17 protein-coding genes are annotated in these 17,918 nt (G+C 62.3%); 9 read left to right on the top strand and 8 right to left on the bottom strand.

Translation table 11 applies throughout. The features are described from left to right. Positions 1–8: 8 nt before the first annotated feature. Positions 9–1,625 carry a GMC family oxidoreductase gene (locus tag AC3RCG_RS26110; RefSeq protein WP_492402222.1) on the bottom strand — a complete coding sequence of 539 codons (1,617 nt, stop codon included), beginning with the start codon at positions 1,623–1,625 and terminating at the stop codon, positions 9–11. Between the two features lie 163 nt (positions 1,626–1,788). On the opposite strand from AC3RCG_RS26110, the gene AC3RCG_RS26105 reads away from it, so the two are divergent. Continuing rightward, positions 1,789–2,637 (top strand): IclR family transcriptional regulator, encoded by an 849-nt coding sequence (locus tag AC3RCG_RS26105; RefSeq protein ID WP_492402223.1) that lies wholly within the window; start codon positions 1,789–1,791, stop codon positions 2,635–2,637. Here AC3RCG_RS26105 and AC3RCG_RS26100 read toward each other — a convergent pair. The 5 genes from AC3RCG_RS26100 to AC3RCG_RS26080 form a co-directional block, all read right to left on the bottom strand. Next, positions 2,634–3,860, bottom strand: a complete 1,227-nt coding sequence (locus AC3RCG_RS26100; RefSeq protein WP_070290904.1) for a 6-phosphofructokinase — start codon at positions 3,858–3,860, stop codon at positions 2,634–2,636. The two genes, AC3RCG_RS26105 and AC3RCG_RS26100, sit on opposite strands and share 4 nt — an antisense overlap. Positions 3,861–3,969: 109 nt before the next feature. Beyond that, positions 3,970–6,018, bottom strand: a complete 2,049-nt coding sequence (locus AC3RCG_RS26095; RefSeq protein ID WP_492402224.1) for a sodium:solute symporter family protein — start codon at positions 6,016–6,018, stop codon at positions 3,970–3,972. After that, entirely contained in the window at positions 6,015–6,329 is a 315-nt protein-coding gene (locus tag AC3RCG_RS26090) for a DUF4212 domain-containing protein (protein ID WP_099409075.1), read from the bottom strand. The genes AC3RCG_RS26095 and AC3RCG_RS26090 overlap by 4 nt, the downstream gene beginning before the upstream one ends. Then, positions 6,322–7,860: a sensor histidine kinase gene (locus AC3RCG_RS26085; protein WP_257217983.1), complete on the bottom strand. Its 1,539-nt coding sequence runs from the start codon at positions 7,858–7,860 to the stop codon at positions 6,322–6,324. The genes AC3RCG_RS26090 and AC3RCG_RS26085 overlap by 8 nt, the downstream gene beginning before the upstream one ends. Next, positions 7,857–8,591, bottom strand: coding sequence for a response regulator (locus tag AC3RCG_RS26080; RefSeq protein WP_070220391.1), 735 nt, complete (start codon positions 8,589–8,591; stop codon positions 7,857–7,859). The genes AC3RCG_RS26085 and AC3RCG_RS26080 overlap by 4 nt, the downstream gene beginning before the upstream one ends. A gap of 254 nt (positions 8,592–8,845) precedes the next feature. Here AC3RCG_RS26080 and recA point away from each other — a divergent pair, with 254 nt between their 5' ends. From recA to AC3RCG_RS26045, 7 genes are all read left to right on the top strand, one after another. Next, positions 8,846–9,949, top strand: coding sequence for a recombinase RecA (recA, locus tag AC3RCG_RS26075; protein WP_070220389.1), 1,104 nt, complete (start codon positions 8,846–8,848; stop codon positions 9,947–9,949). Between the two features lie 227 nt (positions 9,950–10,176). Beyond that, positions 10,177–10,632 carry a recombination regulator RecX gene (gene recX / locus AC3RCG_RS26070; protein ID WP_034788658.1) on the top strand — a complete coding sequence of 152 codons (456 nt, stop codon included), beginning with the start codon at positions 10,177–10,179 and terminating at the stop codon, positions 10,630–10,632. Between the two features lie 155 nt (positions 10,633–10,787). Continuing rightward, the gene (locus tag AC3RCG_RS26065) at positions 10,788–12,326 is read left to right on the top strand and encodes a methyltransferase regulatory domain-containing protein (RefSeq protein WP_409027739.1); all 1,539 of its coding nucleotides are present in this window, start codon (positions 10,788–10,790) and stop codon (positions 12,324–12,326) included. 278 nt (positions 12,327–12,604) lie between these two features. Further along, positions 12,605–13,165, top strand: coding sequence for a DUF2889 domain-containing protein (locus AC3RCG_RS26060; protein WP_070220385.1), 561 nt, complete (start codon positions 12,605–12,607; stop codon positions 13,163–13,165). A gap of 75 nt (positions 13,166–13,240) precedes the next feature. Next, positions 13,241–14,410, top strand: a complete 1,170-nt coding sequence (gene sucC, locus AC3RCG_RS26055) for an ADP-forming succinate--CoA ligase subunit beta (RefSeq protein WP_070220383.1) — start codon at positions 13,241–13,243, stop codon at positions 14,408–14,410. Between the two features lie 13 nt (positions 14,411–14,423). Beyond that, positions 14,424–15,305, top strand: a complete 882-nt coding sequence (gene sucD / locus AC3RCG_RS26050; protein ID WP_034746085.1) for a succinate--CoA ligase subunit alpha — start codon at positions 14,424–14,426, stop codon at positions 15,303–15,305. 214 nt (positions 15,306–15,519) lie between these two features. Continuing rightward, on the top strand, positions 15,520–15,984 hold the full coding sequence (locus AC3RCG_RS26045; protein ID WP_070220381.1) for a pilin: 465 nt from the start codon (positions 15,520–15,522) through the stop codon (positions 15,982–15,984). 21 nt (positions 15,985–16,005) lie between these two features. On the opposite strand, the gene AC3RCG_RS26040 is transcribed toward AC3RCG_RS26045, so the two are convergent. Then, the gene (locus AC3RCG_RS26040; protein WP_070290910.1) at positions 16,006–16,728 is read right to left on the bottom strand and encodes a flagellar brake protein; all 723 of its coding nucleotides are present in this window, start codon (positions 16,726–16,728) and stop codon (positions 16,006–16,008) included. 163 nt (positions 16,729–16,891) lie between these two features. Here AC3RCG_RS26040 and AC3RCG_RS26035 point away from each other — a divergent pair, with 163 nt between their 5' ends. Beyond that, complete coding sequence (locus tag AC3RCG_RS26035) at positions 16,892–17,272, top strand: DUF6713 family protein (RefSeq protein ID WP_230501851.1); 381 nt, start codon at positions 16,892–16,894, stop codon at positions 17,270–17,272. Here AC3RCG_RS26035 and moaC read toward each other — a convergent pair whose 3' ends face one another. Beyond that, a complete protein-coding gene (gene moaC / locus AC3RCG_RS26030; RefSeq protein WP_070220374.1) occupies positions 17,273–17,779 on the bottom strand; it encodes a cyclic pyranopterin monophosphate synthase MoaC in 507 nt (168 codons plus the stop codon). Positions 17,780–17,918 lie beyond the last annotated feature (139 nt).

Here is a 17,918-nt window from a genome sequence, read left to right as displayed (position 1 = left end):
TGGGTGGGTCAGGCCGCCTGCGGCAGCCGCACGGCGTCCGCCAGGATCATGTCGGCCGCTTTTTCGGCGATCATGATGGTGGGCGCATTCGTATTGCCCGAGACGATTTCCGGCATGATCGACGCGTCGACCACGCGCAGGTTCTGCATGCCGTGCACGCGCAGGCGCTCGTCGACGACGGCCATGGCGTCGTGGCCCATCTTGCAGGTGCCGCTCGGGTGATAGATCGACTGGCTGAAACGCCGTGCCGCGTCCAGCAGCTGCGCATCCGTCTCGAACTGCGGGCCGGGCACGAACTCTGAAATGATGTGCGGCGCCAGCGACGGCGCGGAGGCGATTTTTCGGGCCACGCGCAGGGCGGCAATCGCCGTCCGCTGGTCGCGCGGGTCGGACAGGTAGTTCGGGTAGATGCCCGGATAGGCGAGGGGATCGGCGGACTTGATCGACACGTGGCCGCGGCTGTGCGGACGCAGCTGGCACACGGACGACGTAAACGCGGAAAACGGATGGGCGCCTTCGCCCGGCTTGTCGGCGCTCAGCGGCTGCATGTGGAACTGAATGTCGGGCCGCTCCACTTCGGGCGAGGATCGGGTAAATACCGTCACCTGGCTGGCTGCCAGAGTGAGGGGGCCGGAGCGGGAAAACACATATTGCATGCCCACCCACAGCTTGCCCCACAGGCTGTTGACTTCATCGTTCAGGGTTTTCAGGCGCGTCTTGAAGACGAGGCGGATTTGCAGATGGTCTTGCAGGTTCTGTCCCACGCCGGGCAAGTCGTGCACGAGCGGCACGCCCACTTGCTCGAGCAGCGTGCGTGGCCCGACGCCCGAGCATTGCAGGATTTGCGGCGAGCCGATGGCGCCCGCGCATAAAATCACTTCGCCGCTGGCGCGCGCCTGGCGCAGCTGGCCATCCTGCCGGAACTCGATGCCGACGGCGCGCTTGCCCTCGAACAGCACGCGCGTGATTTGCGCGCGCACTTCCACGCGCAGATTGGCGCGCTTGCGGGCGGGCCGCAAAAAGGCTTTGGCTGTGCTCCAGCGCAAGCCCTTGCTGGCCGTCTGCTGGAAGTAGCCGACGCCTTCCTGCGTGGCGCCGTTGTAGTCGGCATTGAAGGGGATGCCGCTTTCCGTGGCGCCGGCAATGAAGTGCTCGGCGATGGGACGGCGCAGCCGCAGGTCCGACACTTTTAACGGGCCGCCCACGCCGTGGTAATCGCTGGCGCCGCGTTCCTGGTCTTCCGATTTTTTAAAATAGGGCAGCACCTCGGCATAGCTCCAGCCTGCGTTGCCCAGTTCGGCCCAGCGGTCGTAATCCTCTTTCTGTCCGCGCACATACAGCAAGCCGTTGAGCGAGCTGGAGCCGCCCAGCACCTTGCCGCGCGGCCATTGCAACTGGCGCCCGGCGATGCCGGCGTCCGCTTCCGTACGGTAGCACCAGTCCAGCTTCGGGTCGTGCATGGTCTTGAAATAGCCGACCGGCACGTGTATCCAGGGATTGTTGTCCTTGCCGCCAGCTTCCAGCAGCAATACCCGGTTGTTGCTGTCGTGCGACAGGCGGTTGGCCAGCACGCAGCCGGCGGAACCGGCGCCGACGACGATGTAATCGTAGTGTGTTTGCAACATGGTGCTTGTCTCCTGCGTTGCGGTATCAGCTTGCCTCGGCGGGCGTTTTTTGCGATACACTGGTCTTTATTGATTATTTTTGGAACGTCTGGTTCCATTTATAAAAGACGTGCAGCACCGGGACAAGCGGAAACCGCCGCATACGCGAGAGGTGAAACAGAACATGCATGATGCGTTTCAAAAACGGCAGGCCGAGGCCGAAGAAGACAGCCCGGCGGGTGGAGCGGTTGGGGCCGGCGCGGCGGCCAGCCATGGCGACGAGGCGCGCGGCTTGCGCGTGCTGCGCCTGATCGAGCACCTGGCCAGCGCCAGCCAGCCCCTGACCTTGTCGCAGCTGGCGGCGCGCATGCAGGTGCCCAAGGCCAGCATGATGCGTCTGCTCGATACCCTGGAACAGCACGGTTATGTGCTGCGCACGCCCGTGGGGCGCGGCTATGTACCGGGTGCCGCATCGACCAACCTGGCGCTGGCGACCTTGCGCAACAATGCCCTGATCCGCGTGAGCCGCAGCATCCTGGGCAGCCTGGTGGCCGTCACGGGCGAGACCTGCAATTTGGCCATTCCCGAGGGCAATGCCGTCGTCTACGTGGACCGCGTGGAAACGCAGGAACCGCTGCGCCTGCACCTGGTGCTGGGCACGCGCGCGCCCATGCATTGCACGGCCAGCGGCAAGCTGTTCTTGGCGCACATGAGTTTGCTGGAGCGGCGCGCCTTGCTGGCCATGCTAAACCTGCAGGCGCGCACGCCGAAGAGCATCACCGACCCAGCATTGCTGGAACGCGAGATCGTGCGCATCGCCCGGCTGGGCATCGGCATCGACGACGAGGAATTCGTGCACGGCATGGTGGCCGTGGCCGTGCCCATCTGCGCCGCGGACGGGCGCATCGTGGCGGCCGTCGCCTGCCACGCGCCCGTGGCGAGAAAGTCCGTGGAGCAGCTGATGCAGCACGTGCCGCAGCTCAAAGAGGCGGCCGTCAAGCTGCGGCCGCTATTGCTGGCGGAGTCCAGCTAAGGTTTCAAGACCTTCGCCACCTTGGCCGCCCTGAGGCGGAACGCATCGGGCATGCCCGAGCCCAGCAGCGGGCGCAGATACAGGCGGAAGGCGTCCGTCACGTCCGTGCCGCTGGCGCTGATGAACTCGTCTTCCATGGTGCGCGTCTTGCCCGCCACCTCGGTCAGCGGCAGCAGTTCGTAGTCGACGGAATAAAAGCCCGTGCGCTTGATGGCGACGGAGCCGTCGCGGTCGCCCCACATGGCGAACTGCACGGCCTTCTCGCCCACTTCGCGGGCTTCGCGCTGGTCGACGTCGGAAACGCAGCCGATGAACGAACGCTGCAGATAGCCGAAGGTATCGCCGCGCACGCGCTTGATGCCGAGCTTGGCCTTGATTTCGTCGCACAGCAGGTCGGCCAGCGCGCCCGTGCCTGACAATTGCACATTGCCGTGCGCATCGCGCTCTACTTCATTGCCCACCTGCCTGGCCAGCAGGCTGGCGATCGGCTCGCCCGAGGCGTCGTGGATGCCTTCCGACACGGCGATCACGCAACGGCCATACTTTTCATAGGTGGCCTTCACGTCGGCAAGGAATTGCTCCAGCACGAAGACGCGCTCGGGCAGGTAGATCAGGTGCGGGCCATCGTCGGGGAACTTCTTGCCCAGCGCCGAGGCGGCCGTCAGAAAGCCCGCATGGCGGCCCATCACCACGCCCACGTACACGCCGGGCAAGGCCGCGTTGTCGAGGTTGGCGCCGGCGAACGCTTGCGCGACGAAGCGCGCGGCCGAGGGAAAGCCGGGCGTGTGGTCGCTGCCCACCAGGTCGTTGTCGATGGTTTTCGGGATGTGGATGCAGCGCAGCGGATAGCCTGCCTTGTGCGCTTCCTCGCTGACGATGCGCACCGTGTCGGACGAGTCGTTGCCGCCGATGTAAAAGAAGTGCTCGATTTCGTGCGCGCGCAGCACTTCGAAGATTTGCTGGCAGTAGGCAATATCGGGCTTGTCGCGCGTGGAACCGAGCGCCGAGGACGGCGTGGCCGCCACCAGTTCCAGGTTGTGGCTGGTTTCCTGCGTCAGATCGACGAACTCTTCATTGATGATGCCGCGCACGCCATGCAGGGCGCCGTACACGCGCGTGACGTGCTGGAAACGCCGCGATTCAAGCACCACGCCCACCAGCGACTGGTTGATGACGGCGGTGGGGCCGCCTCCCTGGGCAACAAGAATTTTTCCAGACGGCATGGGATCTCCTCGTAAGTAAAGCGGCCCTCCAGCCTACTCCTTTTTTAGCGGGACGCTGTCTTTTCCCTAAGCCGCAAGGGGAATTGATCTGGCGGGCCTGCCTGCCTATTCATTCCGGTGCCCGGATATGCTCGACCAGTCCCCTGCTGCGCCGTCCCGGCGCCGGCGTCAGCCAGCTGACGAGGATGGCGGCGGCCAGGCCGGCCGGCACGCCGAAGATGCCGGCGGAAATCGGTGCGATATGGAACCATTGTCCGCTGGCATTGCCTCCCAGCATGGTGCTCGTATGCAGCATGTAGTACAGGCAGATGCCAAAACCCGTCAGCATGCCGGCCAGCGCGCCCTGGTAATTGGCGCGTTGCCAGAAGACACCGAGCACCAGCGGCGGGAACAGGGTCGAGGCGGCCAGGGAGAAGGCCACGCCCACCAGCGACAAAATGTCGGCCGGCTTTTGCGAGGCCGCATAGGCGGCGATGAAGGCCACGGCCAGCAGCAGCAGTTTGGAAATCGTCACGCGCTTTTGCGTCGAGGCGCTGGGATCGACCACCTTGTAATAGACGTCGTGCGACAGGGCGTTGGAGATGGCCAGCAGCAAACCGTCGGCCGTCGACAGGGCGGCGGCCAGGCCGCCGGCCGCCACCAGGCCGGAAATCACGTAGGGCAGGCCGGCGATCTCGGGCGTGGCCAGCACCAGCACGTCGGCGTCGATGGAAATTTCCGCCAGTTGCACGATGCCGTCGCGGTTGACGTCGACGATGCTGATCAGGGGACTGAGCTTGTCCACGTTGGCCCAGTACGATACCCAGGTGGGCAGGTTCGCGTATTGCGTGCCGACCAGGGCCGAGTAAATGTCGTACTTGACCAGCACGGCCAGCGCGGGAATCGTGAGATAGATCAACAGGATGAAGAACAGGGTCCAGAACACGGACACGCGCGTTTCGTGCACGGACGGCGTGGTGTACGATCGCATGAGGATGTGGGGCAGGGCGGCCGTGCCCAGCATCATGCAAAACACGAGGGCCAGGAAATTGTTGCGCTTGATATCGGATTGCTCGCGGTCGGCGGCGGGAAACGGTTGCGCGTGCGGAATGATCGGCTCGGCGCGTTTCTGGTTTTGCGCCTGCATCGCCTGCCACAGCACGCGTGCCTCGTCGGGGCTCTTCGGATAGGCGATCAGGTAGCGCTCCGCGTTGCGGATGTCGAACAGCGAGGTATTACGCTGGCGCAAACTGTCGAGCTGGCGCTGGGCCGCCAGGCGGCCTTGCTCCCAGGAGCCGGGCAAGCCGTCGATGCGCGCCTGGTAGCTTTGCGCGCGCTGGCGGAAGATGGCGCGCACTTCGTTTTCTTTCGGGTCCGTTTCCAGCATGTGTTCGCGCGCGCTCAGTTGCGGCAGCACCTTGCCGTAGGCGATCTGCGGCACGGGATTGTCCGCATGCTTGACCGACAGCCACATGGCGGGAATCAGAAAGGCGACGAGGATGATGATGTACTGCGCCACCTGCGTCCAGGTAATGGCGCGCATGCCGCCCAGAAAGGAGCAGACGAGGATGCTGGCTAGCCCCAGGAAGATGCCGACGGAAAAATCCACACCCGTGAAGCGCGAGGCGATCAGGCCGACGGCGTAGATCTGCGCCACGACATACGTGAACGACACGATGATGGTGGCGGCCACGGCCACCACGCGCACGCTGGCGCCCCGTTTGTCGGTGCCGCTGCCGTAGCGTGCTGCGAGGAAGTCGGGAATCGTGTATTGGCTGAACTTGCGCAGGTAGGGGGCGATCAATAGCGCCACCAGGCAATAGCCGCCCGTCCAGCCCATGATGAAGGCCAGGCCGTCGAAGCCGTTCAGGTACAGGCCGCCCGCCAGGCTGATGAAGCTGGCCGCCGAAATCCAGTCGGCGGCCGTGGCCATGCCGTTGAACATGGCCGGCACCCGGCGCCCCGCCACATAGTATTCGGTGACGTTCGAGGTGCGGCTGATGACGCCGATGGTGGCGTACAGGGTGATGGTGACGAGCATGAACAGGTAGCCGATCCACGCGCGCGGCATGCCTTCCTGTTCCAGCACCGACAGGGCCAGCAGGAAAGCGGCGAAACCGGCGGTAAACAGCAGGTAGTAACGGCACAGGCGCGCAAAGAAGCTGCGCTGGCAGCTCATGCTTGCTCCTCGGCATGGAAAGCCCGGTCCAGGCGCCGCATGCGCCAGGCATACAAGGCGATGATGGCCAGGTAGACGAGCGAGGCGCCCTGGGCCGCCATATAGAAGGGCAAGGGCCAGCCGAACAGGTTCAGGTGCAATAGCTCGCGCGCATAGAACACGGTCAGAAAGCCCGTCAGCAGCCAGATCAGCAGAAGGATGGCCGTCAGGCGCCGCGTCTTGCGCCAGTGCACATCGCGGCGCGCCTGCAGTTCGGGGCCGGGCGCGCGCGCGGGCTGCAGCGGCGCCGCGGGAAGGCTGGGCTTATCCATACGTGATGTCGTCCTCTTTTGGCGCTTCCGGCAACAGCAGGGCGATGCTCAGGCGCAGCAGGGTGCCTGGCAACTTCGGCGAAGTGGCGCGCGGATTGTTAAAAATATCGACTTCGGCACCATGCTGCTGCGCAATCTCGCGCACGATGGCCAGCCCCAGGCCGCTGCCGTCGACATTGCTGCCAAGAATGCGGTAAAAACGTTCGAACACGTGAGCCCGCTCTGCCGGCGCAATGCCGGGCCCCGTATCTTCCACTTCCAGGATGGCCAGTTCCAGGGTGCTGCGCACGCGCACCGTGACGCTGCCGCCAGCTGGCGTGTAGCGCAGGGCATTGTCGATCAGATTGCTCAGCAGCTCGCGCAGCATCATGGCATTGCCGGAAATCATGATCGAATAGGCGGGCTGTTCGAAGCCCAGGTCGATATGCTGGGCAAACGAGGCTTGCACCCAGTCCTGCACCACGCCGCGCGCCAGTTCGCTCAGTTCGATCGGCTCGAACGCCGTGCCCGCCTGCGGCTGGTTTTCCGCGCGTGCCAGGGCCAGCAGCTGGTTGACCAGGCGCGTGGCCGCTTCCGAACTTTTCGCCAGCTGCAGCAGCGAGCGGTGAATCTCGTCGTGGTCGGTCTGGCGCAGTGCCAGCTCCGATTGCATGCGCATGCCGGCCAGCGGCGTCTTCATCTGGTGCGCCGCATCGGCGATGAAGCGTTTCTGCATGTCGATCGACAGCGACAGGCGCGCCAGCATCTCGTTGAGCGAACCAACCAGCGGCGTGATTTCCTCGGGCACCTGGCCCGATTCGATGGGAGATAAATCGTCGGGCGGCCGGGCGCGTATGCGCTCCTGCAATTGCGCCAGCGGCGACAGCCCGCGCGCCAGGGCGAACCAGACCAGGGCCAGGATCACGGGCAGGATGATGAACTGCGGCAAAATCACGCCCTTGATGATTTCATTGGCCAGCTGGGCGCGCTTTTCCAGCGTCTCGGCCACTTGCACCAGCGCGCGGTGCGGTTCATCGTCGTTGCCGGCGGGAATATCGAGATAGCTGAACGCCACGCGCACGGGCGTGCCGTGGATGGTGTCGTTGCGAAACAGCACCATGCCGCTGCGGTATTTGTCGGGGTCCTGCGGCGGCGGCAAGTCGCGGTCGCCGTCGAGGTATTCGCCGCGCGGACCCACCACCAGGTAATACAGGGTGTCGACGTCGTCGCCGCGCAGGAAGTCGCGGCCCTTGTTATTGCTGTTCTTGTCCGGCACACGGCGCAGCAGCGCGCCGTCGGCCTGCTTGACCTGTTGCGTCAGCACGGTGACGCTGTCTTCCAGCGCATGGTCGAACGGCTGATTGGCGATGCCCTTGGCCACCAGATAGGTGATGGCGATGCTCATCGGCCACAGCAGCAGCAAGGGCGCCAGCATCCAGTCGAGGATTTCGCCGAACAACGAATGCTCGATGGTGTCGTCCTGCTCCGTCGTGGGCGGCTCGAACCAGTCGTCGTCGTCCGGCTCGTCCGCTGGCGCCTCGCGCGCCTTCACTTGCTGGCGGACCCGCTGGCCGGGGCTGCCGACTCGCCCGCTTCGGCGTTCAGGCGCGCCGCTTCCGAGTATTTTTCCAGGCAATAGCCGAGGCCGCGCACGGTGGCGATGCGCACGCCGCCCACCTCGATCTTCTTGCGCAGGCGGTGCACATACACTTCGATGGCGTTGTTCGACACTTCCTCGCCCCATTCGCACAGGTGGTCGACCAGCTGCTCTTTCGAGACGAGGCGGCCGGTGCGGCCCAGCAGGATTTCCAGCAAGCCCAGTTCGCGCGCCGACAGGTCGAGCATCTGGTCGTTGATGTAGGCGCTGCGCCCCACCTGGTCGTAGCTGAGGGGACCGTGCTTGATGATGGTGGCGCCGCCGCCGGCGCCGCGGCGCGTCAGGGCGCGCACTCTTGCCTCCAGTTCCGACAGGGCGAACGGCTTGGCCATATAATCATCGGCACCGAGGTCGAGGCCATTCACGCGTTGTTCGATGGAATCGGCGGCCGTCAGGATCAGCACGGGCAGCAGCGAGGCGCGCGCGCGCAGGCGGCGCAGCACTTCCAGGCCGGACATCTTCGGCAGGCCCAGGTCGAGGATCAGCAAGTCGAATTCCTGGGTGGACAGGGCCGTATCGGCTTCCTGCCCATTTTTGACACAGTCGATGGCATAGCCCGACTGGCGCAGCGAACGGGTCAGGCCATCGGCCAGTACGCTGTCATCTTCGGCAAGTAAAATACGCATGGTGAGACTTCCTCGGCTTGCGGCATAGAAGCTTGTATTGTGTTTCATTTCCCGCAAGGTGGCGAGTTTTTGTGAAAAACCAGGCTTGTATTGATCTGTTTCAAAACAAATCCACGTTCCGCTTGCATTGATCACTGTTTTTTTATACAGTACTGTCTGTGTAAAGAATTTAACCCACTGGCGCTATCGCAGGCTGCACGGTTCACGTAGATGCGTCACGTGAATCCGCAACTGTAGAACGGCTGAAAGAACATATGGACGATAAAAAAGCTGTAGTACCCGCATCGGAAAAAGCCAAGGCGCTCGCCGCCGCACTGGCGCAGATCGAGAAGCAGTTTGGCAAAGGTTCGGTCATGCGCATGGATGCCAGCGCACCGATCGAAGAAGTGCAAGTCGTGTCGACCGGTTCGCTCGGCCTCGATATCGCGCTGGGCGTGGGCGGCTTGCCGCGCGGCCGCGTGGTGGAAATCTACGGTCCGGAATCGTCGGGTAAAACCACGCTGACCCTGCAAACCATCGCCGAAATGCAAAAACTGGGCGGCACTTGCGCCTTTATCGATGCCGAGCACGCGCTCGACGTCGGTTACGCGCAAAAGCTGGGCGTGAACCTGCATGAATTGCTGATCTCGCAACCTGACACGGGCGAGCAGGCACTGGAAATCTGCGACGCCCTCGTGCGTTCGGGCAGCGTCGACCTCGTCGTCATCGACTCCGTGGCCGCACTGACGCCACGCGCCGAGATCGAAGGCGACATGGGCGATTCCCTGCCAGGTTTGCAAGCGCGCCTGATGTCGCAAGCGCTGCGCAAGCTGACCGGCTCCATCAACCGCACGAATACCCTGGTTATCTTCATCAACCAGATCCGCATGAAGATCGGCGTGATGTTCGGCAGCCCGGAAACGACCACGGGCGGCAATGCGCTGAAATTCTACGCCTCCGTGCGCCTGGACATCCGCCGCACCGGCTCGATCAAGTCCGGCGATGAAGTGATCGGCAACGAAACCAAGGTCAAGGTCGTCAAGAACAAGATCGCGCCGCCGTTCAAGGAAGCGCACTTCGACATTCTGTACGGCGCCGGCACCTCGCGCGAAGGCGAAATCCTGGACCTGGGTTCGGATGCCAAGATCGTGGAAAAATCCGGTTCGTGGTACAGCTACAACGGCGAACGCATCGGCCAGGGCAAGGACAACGCCCGTGCCTTCCTGCAAGAGCGTCCGGCGCTGGCCCGCGAAATCGAAAACAAGGTCCGCGCTTCGCTGGGCGTGCGCGAACTGCCGCCGCTGGCCGCTGAAAAGCCGGAAAAAGCGGATAAGGCCGCCGACAAGGCTGCCAAGGCTGCGGAAACCAAGGCAGAGTAGGTCGGATTAGCGCGGCAAAGCCGCGCGTAATCCGACAACACCACAGACATCAACAATGTTGTCGGATCAGACGTCAACAATGTTGTCGGATTACGGCCCAAGGGGCCTAATCCGACCTACGCATGGCTTGTTGCAAGGTGTGACCATGATCGCCGTCCCGCGCTGTTGCGCCGGGCGGCGATTGTGTTTGGGTGATGTGATTGTGGAATGAAAGACAAGGTGGGTGTATGGCCGCAGTACAACTAAGCCTGAAGGGCAGGGCGCTACGCTTTCTGTCGATGCGCGAACACAGCCGCATGGAATTGCGGCGCAAGCTGCAGCGCCATGCGCAGGAAGGCGACGACGTGGAAGCCTTGCTCGACAGCCTGGAACAAGCCAACTGGCTGTCGCAGGAGCGCTTTTCCGAGTCGCTGATCCACCGCCGCTCGGCCCGTTTCGGCAACAGCCGCATCATGGCGGAACTGCAAAGCCATGGCATCGGGGGCGAAGCGTTGCAGGAACTCAAGGCGGGCCTGGCCGAAGGGGAAGTGGCGCGCGCCTGCGAGGTGTGGCGCCGCAAGTTTGGTCAGGTGGCGCAGGATGCCGAGCAGCGCAACAAGCAGATGCGTTTTTTGATGCAGCGCGGTTTTTCGCAGCGCGCCGTGCAGGTGGCCTTGAAGGGGCTGGATCCCGACGAGGAATAGCTCATCCAGGGCTGCCCGGCCGCCACGCCGTGACGCCAAGAACTGCGCTTTCAAACATCGTCTGATTCCAGTATGGTCACGCTGCGCGATCGGGTATGCTGGCGCTCGAACGCTGTGCGATGCGCGCAGCACCACTGATCGTGACAGGATGCAAGATGAGCAACTGGAATGCCGGCTATGTGGCCGAAATCGCCTATACCTATGGCTATTACGAAGAATTGAACCCTCTGCGCCTGCGCCTGCCCTTGCTGGCCGCCGGCCTGGCCTTGCCGGCCAGCGGCACGGCTTGCGAGCTGGGCTTTGGCCAGGGCATCAGCGCCAACATCCATGCGGCGGCGTCCGCCACGCGCTGGCATGGCAATGATTTCAATCCGTCCCAGGCCGCCTTTGCGCAGGAGCTGGCCAACGTGGCCGACGCTGGCGCGCAGTTCACGGATGAATCGTTCGCGCAGTTTTGTTGCCGCGACGACTTGCCCGATTTTGACTTTATCTGCCTGCACGGGATCTGGAGCTGGGTTTCGGCGGAAAATCGCGCGCTCATCGTCGACTTCCTGCGGCGCAAGCTGAAGGTGGGCGGTGTCGTCTTCATCAGCTACAACACGCAGCCAGGCTGGGCCGCAATGATGCCGATGCGCGACTTGCTGGCCGAACATAGCCGCGTCATGAGCGCCCCGGGCCAGGGCGTGCTGGCCAGAGTCGCTGGCGCCATCGATTTCGTCGACAGGATGATCGCCACGCAACCGCGCTACCTGGACGCCAACCCGCAACTGGCGGACCGCTTCGAAAAACTCAAGGCGATGGATGGACATTATCTTGCCCATGAGTATTTCAATGCCGATTGGCAGCCTATGGCCTTTTCCAGCGTCGCGGCCATGCTGGGCGAGGCCAAGCTCGAGTTCGCCGCGTCCGCCAACTATACCGCTCTGGTTGACATGCTGAACCTGACGGCTGAGCACCAGCAGTTCCTGGCCGAGATACCCGATCCTATTTTTCGCGAGACGACGCGCTCCTTCCTCGTCAACGAGCAATTCCGCAGGGATTACTGGGTCAAGGGCGCACGCAGGCTGACGCCGTTCGCCCAGGCCAGTGCCTTGCGGGCCGTGCGCGTGATGCTGGCCGTGCCCCGCGACGAAGTGGTGTTGAGCGTGCATGGCGTGCTGGGCGACGCCGATATGGACGAGCGCGTCTATGCGCCCGTGCTGGACGCCATGGCTGACCATCGCGTGTACACGATAGGCGAACTGGAGCAGCAACTGGCTGGCAGCGAAGCCAGTCTGGCGGCCTTGCTGCAGATCATGCTGGTACTGGCCAGCAAGGGCAGCGTGTCTGCCGTCCAGGACGAGGCCGGCATCGCCGCTGCGCGGCCGCAGACGGCACGCCTGAATGCACACTTGCTGGAGCAGGCGCTGGCAAGAACCGATTTGCACATCCTCGCCAGCCCCCTGACGGGCGGCGGCGTGGTTGTATCGCATTTACAACAGCTCTTCCTGTGGGCGAAACTGCAAGGTTGTCCAACGCCGCAAGACTGGGTGCGCACGACGTGGCCCGTGCTGCTGCGCCTGAAGCAGCTGATGACGAAGGATGGGCAGCCCTTGTTGACGGAAGAGGAAAACCTGGCCGAATTGTTGGCGCAGGCACAGTATTTTTCCGCGCGCATCTTGCCTGTTTTACGCGCACTGGGTGTGACTGACTGAGGTACGGTGCCGGCCAGCCTGCCGGTGCCGGCAAGCCTGCTGCCAAGTTATTTGAATTGCGAATGATCGTCATTGATTTTGCGATTTTCGTTAATGATTTGCGGCGGGCGGCACAAGCAATAAAAAATTATGTTGCGGCGCAACTAGCGCCCTGTGTGCTACACTTTTAGGGTTTTTGCGGCGCCGCAGGTGCGGTTGCTGTTCGTAGAAGCTGCGAACAGAGTGCTTTAGGCACATGGCTGCTTACTAATTATGGCCGCGCAAGCGGCATCGGTCTTATGCCCCTGTCAACTCCCGTATCCCGGCGCGCCCTACGGCACTCCCGCGTTATCGACGTCCAAGCGTATATGCGCGACGACGGCCTGTGGGATATTGACGCCCATATCACCGATATCAAAAGCTATGACGCGACCCTGGCCTCCGGCCCCCGTCCCGCCGGCGCCCCTCTGCATGACCTCCATTTACGCATTACCGTCGATCGCGCACTGACCATTGTCGAGGCCGAAGCTGCCTCCGATGCCGTGCCCTATCCCGGTTTTTGCGATACCATCGGCCCCGCTTACAGGGCGCTGATCGGATTGAATTTATTGAAGAATTTCCGCCGCGACTTGAAACAGCGCCTGGCGGGAATCGCCGGCTGTACCCATTTGACCGAACTGGCGCAAGTCTTGCCGACTGCGACGGTTCAGGCATTTGCCGGCGATGTCTGGTCGACCCGTGACGGTGCGAATGCTGACTTATCGCATGAAAAGCCGTTTCAACTCGACAAATGCCACGCCCTGCGCACCGATGGCGGGGCGGTTGCACAGTATTACCCGCGCTGGGTAGCCAAAGCGTGACCCCGGCGCTGTATTTCCTGTTTTTTTGCACCACTAACCGTATTTTTACACATCAGTATCAGAAGGGAAGCCAGCATGAAAATCCATGAGTATCAAGCCAAAGAAATCCTCCGGCAGCACGGAGTGACGGTACCACGCGGTATTCCGTGCATGTCCGTCGAAGAAGCCGTCAAGGCTGCGGAAACCCTGGGCGGCCCGGTATGGGTTGTCAAGGCGCAGATCCACGCAGGTGGCCGCGGCAAGGGCGGCGGCGTGAAAGTGGCAAAATCGATGGAACAGGTCAAGGAATACGCTGACCAGATCATGGGCATGCAGCTGATCACGCACCAGACCAGCGCCGAAGGCCAGAAAGTCAACCGCCTGCTGGTGGAAGAAGGCGCCGACATCAAGCAAGAACTGTACGTTTCGCTGGTCACCGACCGCGTTACCCAGAAAATCGTCCTGATGGCATCGTCCGAAGGCGGCATGGACATCGAAGAAGTGGCCGAGAGCCACCCTGAGAAGATCCACCACGTCACCATCGATCCGGGCGTTGGCCTGACCGATGCCCAGGCAGACGACATCGCCGCCAAAATCGGCGTGCCTGCCGGTTCCATCGCCGACGCGCGCGCCAACCTGCAAGGCCTGTACAAAGCCTACTGGGAAACCGACTGCTCGCTGGCCGAGATCAACCCGCTGATCGTTACCGGCAGCGGCAAGGTCATCGCCCTGGACGCCAAGTTCAACTTTGACCCGAACGCCCTGTTCCGTCATCCGGAAATCGTCGCCCTGCGCGACCTGGACGAAGAAGATCCAGCGGAAATCGAAGCGTCGAAATTCGACCTGGCTTACATTTCGCTCGACGGCAACATCGGTTGCCTGGTGAACGGCGCCGGCCTGGCCATGGCCACCATGGACACGATTAAACTGTTCGGCGGCGAGCCAGCCAACTTCCTGGACGTCGGCGGCGGCGCCACGGCAGAAAAAGTGACCGAAGCGTTCAAGATCATGCTGAAAAACCCAGGCCTGAAAGCCATCCTGGTGAACATTTTCGGCGGCATCATGCGTTGCGACGTGATCGCTGAAGGCGTCATCGCCGCAGTGAAAGCTGTCTCGCTGAACGTACCGCTGGTCGTGCGCATGAAGGGCACCAACGAAGACCTGGGCAAAAAGATGCTGGCCGATTCCGGTCTGCCTATCATCGCAGCCGACACCATGGAAGATGCAGCCAAGAGCGTCGTTGCCGCTGCTGCCGGTCAAGCTTAATTAAGGAATCAACATGTCCATTCTGATCAATAAAGATACCAAAGTCGTTACCCAAGGGATCACCGGCAAGACCGGCCAGTTCCACACCCGCGGATGCCGCGACTACGCGAACGGCAAAGCTGCCTTCGTGGCAGGCGTGAACCCGAAGAAAGCCGGCGAAGATTTCGAAGGCATTCCTATTTTCGCTAACGTTACCGAAGCGAAAAAAGAAACCGGCGCCAACGTTTCCGTGATCTACGTGCCGCCAGCAGGCGCGGCAGCGGCGATCTGGGAAGCTGTCGAAGCTGAAATGGATCTGGCCATTTGCATCACCGAAGGCATTCCTGTCCGCGACATGATGGCCCTGAAAGACCGCATGGCTAAAGCCAACAGCAAAACCTTGCTGCTGGGCCCTAACTGCCCAGGCCTGATCACGCCAGACGAAATCAAGATCGGCATCATGCCAGGTCACATCCACAAGAAGGGCCGTATCGGCGTCGTTTCCCGTTCGGGCACCCTGACCTATGAAGCAGTGGGTCAGCTGACCGCACTGGGCCTGGGCCAATCGTCGGCAGTCGGCATCGGCGGCGACCCGATCAACGGTCTGAAGCACATCGACATCATGAAGATGTTCAATGATGATCCAGATACCGACGCGGTCATCATGATCGGCGAAATCGGCGGTCCGGACGAAGCCAACGCGGCTTATTGGATCAAAGACAACATGAAAAAACCTGTCGTCGGCTTCATCGCTGGCGTAACGGCTCCTCCAGGCAAGCGCATGGGCCACGCCGGCGCGCTGATCTCGGGCGGTGCCGATACGGCGCAAGCCAAGCTGGAAATCATGGAAGCTTGCGGCATCACCGTGACCAAAAACCCGTCGGAAATGGCGCGTCTGCTGAAAGCCATGCTGTAATTTCAGCCTGATTCATGCAGTATAAAAAAGGAGCTTCGGCTCCTTTTTTTTGTCCGCAAGACAGGCCGATTCCCGCCCTGGGGCGACGGCGCTGGTCCGAATCCGCCCAAATGCGTCGCTTTTCTTTCCATGCCTGCCAACGCCGCCCCGGGGCGCCGCTGGCATGGCGCTTGCACCATGCACGGCGTGACCAACTGCACTCCGGGAGGATGCGATGCGCGCGCAAAGCGGATTTACCCTGATAGAACTGATGATCGTTGTGGCCATCGCCAGCATCCTGGCGGCCGTGGCCATTCCCCAGTACGGCGACTATACGATGCGGGCCAAGGTCAGCAACGTGCTGGCCGCTGCCGCGCCCCTGAAGACGGCCGTGGCCCTGTGCGTGCAGGAAAATGGCGGCGAGGCGGCCGCCTGCAGCACCCCCACCGAGGCCGTGCCCAGCGCCATCCCCGTGTTCAGCCCGACGCGCGAAGTGGCAGGCGCCAAGGTCGACAAGGGCAATATCGAGCTGACCCTGGCGGGCGACCTGGGCAGCGGCTTGGGCGGTCAGAAGGTGAACATGGAGTTGCAGCTCGGCACCAGCAGCCTGAGCTGGTTTAACAGCACCACCGTGACGAATGCGGCAGCCAAGGAAGCGATTACCCGCACGAATATTCCCAAGGTGGTGGCGACGCAGTAAGCGACACCTGCCGCGCCCGTGTCAGACGATTTTTTGCCGGTCCGCGATCAGCGCTTCATAGGTGAGGTTTTGCAGCAGGGTGTAGTGGGTCGGTTCCAGGTCGATGAATTGCACGCCATACGTATAGATTTCGGCCACTCCGGCGGCGTGGCCATTGGACGGCTTGCCCACGCTGACGTTCTGGATGCGGGCGCGCGTGTTGACGCGCATCTGATGCTTGTTCGGCTGCACCAGCAGGGTAAAGCTCAGTGCGACGCCTTCTTCATCGGGCGTGAGCATGCTGGGTGCCTCGATCAGCGCGCCCGACACGCTGAGGTTGACGATGAACACGGGCACGGCCGCCACGTCGCGGTAGCTCAGCTGCGCGGGAATCTCCACCTTGACGCGCATGGCCGTGCGCAGGCTGGTGCCCTGGATGGCGTCGGGAAAGCTCAGGTGCACATAGTTGAGCGGACGGCCGAAGAGGCGCAGCACGCTGCACGCAAACGAACAGACGGTGACGCCGGAAAACACGCGGATGGTCAGCTTGTCGCCTTCGTTGAGCACGATGGAGGCGCCGTTTTCCATGGGAATCTTGACGATCAGGTACTCGTCTTTCACATAGCCGATCACGGTCGAGAAATGCTGAATCGGTTTGATGGTGCGGTGCGTGATGAACTGGATGCGTCCCCCCACTTGCAGATTCATGGCCTCGAATTCGAAGTCCTGGAGCTTGCTTTCCGCGGCGGGCGTGTTGCTTGTCATGCGATGCTCATCTGTATATGGTCGACTCGCAGTATGCATGATTTCTTGATGAAAAAGCATTCCTATCAATGAAATTCACTTTCGCATCGAAAAATACCATGGGCATGTGCCGGTGCGCTGTGCAGGCTTTACAATTGCGTCAATATTGACGAATGTAAATCTTATGCCACGCAGCTACTTCTGGACCATGTTGTTCCTGATCCTGCATCAAATCGACGCTGCCTACTGGAAAGAGTGGGAGATGTTTCATGTGCCGGGCGGCGTGCAGGGGTTTCTCGTGTTTAACCTGGCGGCGATTGCCGTGGTGCTGGCCGGTTACCGGCACGTGCTGCTGGCCACCCCGCGAGCGCCCCTGTATGCTTGTGTCTGCGCCGCGCTGGGTGTGGGGACATGCCTGATCCATGCCGGCTTTGCGCTGGCAGGACTGGAACAATTCCACTTGCCCCTGTCCATGGCCATCATCGCGTTGTGCCTGGGCTGCGCCGTCTGGCTGCTGTGCGACTTGCGCCGCATCCGGGGCCGGCTGGCGCGCCAGGCGGCATAGTTACACTTCCGCGTGCCAATCGCCCGACTTGCCGCCATGCTTCTCCAGCACGCGCACATTCGTCATGACCATGCCCCGGTCGACGGCCTTGCACATGTCGTAGATTGTCAACAAGCCGATCTGCACGGAAGTGAGCGCTTCCATTTCCACGCCCGTCTTGCCCGTGGTGTCGACCTGGGCGCGGCAATGCACGCTGTTGGCCGCTTCATCCACGTCGAAATCGACGGTGACGCGCGTGAGGGCCAGCGGGTGGCACAGGGGAATCAGGTCGCTGGTGCGCTTGGCGCCCATGATGGCGGCGATGCGGGCGATGCCCAGCACGTCGCCTTTCTTGGCGTTGCCGGAAATGATCAAGGCCAGGGTGGCCGGCTGCATGCGGATGGTGCCGGCGGCCACGGCGCTGCGGCGCGTGTCTTCCTTGCTGCCCACGTCAACCATATGGGCTTGGCCCGTGGCGTCGAAATGGGTCAGTTCCCCGGCGGGGGCTTGCTTGTCTGCTGTTGTCATGGCGTCAAAATAGGTGAGGAACGGGGGCGCGGCAGGCCGGATCACGGCCCCATGCCACTGGCATGGCGCGTGGGAATGGGCGCCGCTAACAAGGTATGATAGCACCCGTGAATTCAAAAACTCCCCTTCCGATCCTCGT

This window comes from Janthinobacterium sp. GW823-FHT01H08, assembly GCF_058797855.1.
The sequence above is the reverse complement of the archived record's forward strand: the minus strand, read 5'-3'. Positions and strand labels throughout refer to the sequence as shown.